This window comes from Candidatus Desulfatibia sp. (assembly GCF_036446775.1).
In the GTDB taxonomy this organism is placed as follows: Bacteria; Desulfobacterota; Desulfobacteria; order Desulfobacterales; family UBA11574; genus Desulfatibia_A.
The window spans coordinates 1-4,559 of record NZ_JAZFTO010000142.1; the positions used below are offsets into that span (position 1 = coordinate 1).

4 protein-coding genes are annotated in these 4,559 nt (G+C 47.7%); 3 read left to right on the forward strand and 1 reads right to left on the reverse strand.

Features of this window, described 5'->3' with window-relative positions:
• Position 1 precedes the first annotated feature (1 nt).
• The 3 genes from V3S16_RS07040 (at position 2) to V3S16_RS07050 (ending at position 2,895) form a co-directional block, all read left to right on the forward strand.
• The gene (locus tag V3S16_RS07040; RefSeq protein ID WP_413883965.1) at positions 2-850 is read left to right on the forward strand and encodes a 3-hydroxybutyryl-CoA dehydrogenase; all 849 of its coding nucleotides are present in this window, start codon (positions 2-4) and stop codon (positions 848-850) included.
• 9 nt (positions 851-859) lie between these two features.
• Positions 860-1,411 carry a helix-turn-helix domain-containing protein gene (locus tag V3S16_RS07045; protein WP_413883966.1) on the forward strand — a complete coding sequence of 184 codons (552 nt, stop codon included), beginning with the start codon at positions 860-862 and terminating at the stop codon, positions 1,409-1,411.
• A 329-nt stretch (positions 1,412-1,740) separates the two neighbouring features.
• Positions 1,741-2,895 carry an acyl-CoA dehydrogenase gene (locus V3S16_RS07050; RefSeq protein ID WP_413883967.1) on the forward strand — a complete coding sequence of 385 codons (1,155 nt, stop codon included), beginning with the start codon at positions 1,741-1,743 and terminating at the stop codon, positions 2,893-2,895.
• A gap of 24 nt (positions 2,896-2,919) precedes the next feature.
• Here V3S16_RS07050 and V3S16_RS07055 read toward each other — a convergent pair whose 3' ends face one another.
• On the reverse strand, positions 2,920-4,209 hold the full coding sequence (locus tag V3S16_RS07055; RefSeq protein ID WP_413883968.1) for a protein kinase domain-containing protein: 1,290 nt from the start codon (positions 4,207-4,209) through the stop codon (positions 2,920-2,922).
• Positions 4,210-4,559 lie beyond the last annotated feature (350 nt).

The window sequence follows — 4,559 nt, forward strand, 5'->3', positions numbered from 1 at the left end:
TATGGAAATAAAAACATTTGGTGTTGTCGGCGCCGGGCAGATGGGCACTGGAATCGCCCAGGTTGCCGCTGCCAGCGGCTTGAATGTTATCATGAGCGATGTCAAGAGCGGGTTTGTCAAGAAAGGTCTGAAAACCATAACAACTATTTTAAAGCGCGGTGTCGACAAGGGCAAGCTGACCGGCAAGGAGCTGGATGAGATTTTGGGACGCATCAGAACCACCGTGGATCTGAAGGATATGGCATCAGCCGATTTTGTGGTTGAGGCTGCCACCGAGGATGAAATCGTAAAGTTTCAGATTTTTAAAAATCTGGATGAGATCTGTGGATCCGAGGTGATTCTGGCTACCAACACGTCTTCGATTCCCATCGGACGAATTGCTTCCCGAACCAAAAGGCCTGAAAAAATCATCGGGATGCATTTCATGAACCCGGTACCGGTGATGAAACTGGTTGAAGTAATTCGCGGGTTGGCAACCTCGGAAGAAACCTTTAAAACAACCCGGGATCTAACCTTAAAATTCGGCAAAACGCCGGCTGAGGCCGGCGATTATCCCGGCTTTATCGCCAACAGGATTCTAATGCCCATGATCAACGAGGCGATTTACTGTCTGTATCACGGCGTGGGAACGCGGGAAGACATCGATACGGTAATGAAATTAGGAATGAATCATCCTATGGGCCCTTTGGCTCTGGCAGATCTTATCGGGCTGGATACCTGCCTGGCCATAATGGATACCCTCGTTGATGGATTCAAAGATTCCAAATACCGTCCCTGTCCGCTACTGCGCAGATATGTGGAAACGGGCCGGCTGGGCAGAAAGACCGGACGCGGTTTTTACGAATATTAAGGAGGCGTTATGGCGAAAAAGAAAGCCGGCGCTATTGTACCGGTGGGAAAGAAAATCAAAAAAGAGCGGGTCAGGAAAAAAATGACCCTCGACAGAGTGGTCAATGAAACCGGCTTGTCTATCGATTGTCTTAAAAAGATAGAGGCCGGCAAAGAGATCCCTTCTGTAGGCACCCTCCTGCAGATATCCAGGGCTTTAGAGATAGATTCAGGTTTTTTTCTCAGGGAAGAGGAGTCGCGTTTAAAGAACCGTATCCGCGCCTATATCAAACGTACCGACAATTATGCTTATACTACCCTGACGCCGGGTGCGGAGAATAAGCATTTGAAGGCCTTTAAAATTTTTATTGCCGCTATGCAGGATCACAAGGGTGTTGGGTATCAGCATGAAGGTGAAGAGTTCATCTATGTGCTGTCGGGTAAGATCGAAGTGATGGTAGGAGACCAAATAAATAAGCTGGATACAGGTGATTCCCTGCACTTCAACTCGGGGATACGGCATCAGTTAAGAAACATAGGCGAGGGAAAAGCAGAGCTTATTGTTGTCGTTTACGGACCGTGATCAGGGGTCAGGTGCTAGGGATCAGGTGTCAGGGAAAAGTAAGCAGCCGTCTTCGCTGAAGCTACGCCGTGCCAAGGTGACCAGTTATCAGTGATCAGGTGTCAGGTTTCAGGTTTCAGGAGTCAGTGATCAGTAATCGGTTATCAGTGATCAGTGATCAGTCATCAGTAAGCAGTATCCAGTATCCAGCATCCAGTAACTCGTAACCAATAACCTGCAACCCGCAACCCGCAACCTGCAACCTGCAACCTGCAATCCGCAACCAGCAACGAGTAACGATAAACCAGCAACGAGTAACCAGAAGCCAGTAACGAGCAACGGAGCAATTTATGACAGTGAATCTTACCGATGAGCAGATCATGATTCAGACCATGGCCAGGGAATTTTCCAGGAAAGTCGTGGCCCTTACCGCTGCAGAACGCGATAAGACCAAAGAGTTTCCGGCTGAAAACCTGAAAAAGATGGCCGCATTGGGCCTGATGGGCATGATGATCCCCGTTGAGTACGAAGGCAGCGGTGCCGACACCGTCAGCTATGTGCTGGCTCTTTCCGAAATTGCCTACTCCTGCGCCTCAACCGCTGTTGTCATGTCCGTTCATAATTCCATTGTTTGCGAGAGCATATATCGATGGGGGACCGAACTACAGAAGGAAAAATATTTAAAACCACTGGCCAGGGGGGATATTATCGGTGCCTTTGCCATGACCGAACCCCTGGCGGGCTCCGATTCCGTCAGGCAATCGACTACGGCCGTCCGGGACGGTGACAGCTATATATTGAACGGTACCAAGCGGTTTACTACCTCGGGCCGCAGTGCCGGTTTGACCATCGTCACGGCCGTCACCGATAAAACCAAGCGTCATCACGGCATCAGCGCGTTTCTGGTTGAAAAAGATACGCCGGGATTGAGTGCGGGAATCGAAGAAGACAAAATGGGGCTGTGTGCTTCTGATACAACCGATCTTTTCTTCAACGATTGCCGAGTACCTGCTGAAAATTTGCTTGGCGCTGAAGGCGACGGTTTTAAGATCGCCATGAAAGCGCTGGATGGAGGACGTATCGGAATTGCGGCGCAGTCGATCGGTGTTGCCCAGGCAGCCTTTGATGCCGCCGTAAAATATGCCAAAACAAGAGAGCAGTTCGGCCAGAAGATCTCCAAATTCCAGGGCCTGCGCTGGATGATCGCGGATATGGCTACTGAAATAGAGGCGGCCCGGCAACTGACCCTTTCGGCCGCCGCTATGAAAGACAAGGGCGTAAACCATACGGCCCAGGCTTCAATGGCCAAGCTTTTTGCCTCGGAAATGGTGAATCGAGTCACTGCAAAGGCACTGCAGATGCACGGCGGGTATGGATTTATTAAGGATTATCCGGTAGAGCGCTTTTACCGGGACGCCCGGGTCTTTACGATTTATGAGGGGACTTCGGAGATACAGCGGGTGGTTATTTCCAATCATATCTTAAAGGATAAGCGTCGTCCATAACCCTGAGACCTTTGAAATATGATTTTACTTCCCGGCCTTGATCAATTTTAAATTGGCTTCTACCAACTGAAGTATCTTTAGATTATAAAACTCTCTGAGGAATTTTACCTGAATAGAGTCTGAAGCTTGTTTGAGGATGTTGGCATTAATCGTCATCACCACACAATTTGTATCGGCAATCACCTCTGCTTTTCGCGGCATTTTATATAAAATAGCCGTTTCTCCGAAACATTCGCCTTGCTCCAACACTTTGACCTCTCTTTTTAAATGCAGCGCGGCCTTCCCCTGGATAAGAAAATAAATATTATTGTCATCGTCATCTTTTTTAATTATTTGTGAGTTTCTATCGTGGAAACTCCAGGTGGAGATCTTGATAACATCCGAGAGGTCGGAATACTGAAAGTGTTTAAAAATAGGAAGTCTTTTCAAGTAATCGATCTTTTTTTTATCCTGTTTGTCTAAAGCTCGGGAGTCTTTACCTTTAATGCTGGGAAGCAGAGCCTCGGCAAACTCCTTTGCCGTTTTGAAACGCTCCTCCTTTTTTTTACTGATAGCTTTGTTGACAACTAATTCCAGGTCAGGGGAAATGTCAGGGGCATGCTCTTTAACCGCCACCGGGTCGACATTTATAATTTTATAGATGGTTTCATAAAAGCTTTTGCCTTCAAAGGGGCGTTTTCCAGTCAACAACTCATAGAGCACAATGCCAAGCGAAAAGATGTCGCTCTGGTGATCGAGACCAGGGTCGGATTGTGCCTGCTCCGGGGACATGTAATAAGAGGTTCCTACAGTCTTTGTGATATCTTTCGGATCTTCTTGTAAAAAGCGGCTGATGCCAAAATCCATCAGTTTTACTTCACCCTTTTTGGTCAGCATGATGTTGGACGGCTTGATGTCAAGATGCATGTAGCCTTTATTATGGATGTAGTCGAGGGCATAACAGGTGTTGTATATGATTTCCAGCACTTGACTGCGGGGCAGAAGATTCCATTTGCGGCTACTTGCCTGTAATCCTGAGCCTTCGATATATTCAAGGGCGATGAAGAATACGTCATTTTCGATACCGGCATCATAGGTGATGACTATATTGGGATGGATAAACTGAGCCGCAAGCCGGGCCTCTTTCAGGCATCGATTGAGCCTTTTTTTATCCGGCCCGATCAGGTCTGTGGATGATATTTTAGCTATTTTTAAAGCAACGGTTCGTTCGAGAAAAGAATCGGTTGCTTTGTAGACGATTCCCATTCCTCCCTCACCCAGTTTGGATGAAATTTCGTACCGGCCCAGAGTTTTAATGCCTTGGTGGTTCAGCATGCAAATATCCTTTAACTAAACTGATCGGTTCTAGGTTCAGGGTTCTAGGTTCAAAGGTTATAACATTTTGACATTACTTAACGTTACAACTCAATGTCAGGAGTGGTCTCTTGCACCCATTGGATGAGAATTGCTTGCCGCCTCTATTGAGGCGTAACTCTTTTGAATTGAGCCTGTTAGGGCTCTTCAACCCGGAACCCCTGGCCCAGACCTGATTTCAAGAAGTTGAATCCAATGCGTATATTTTAATAGCAGAGGGTTGATCTCCTTGATAACGGCCGTCGCGCTCTCCGAGGCGTAGGCTCATGTCTCTACGAGCCGGAGGCCAGGGCGGGCTTGAACGTTGAACC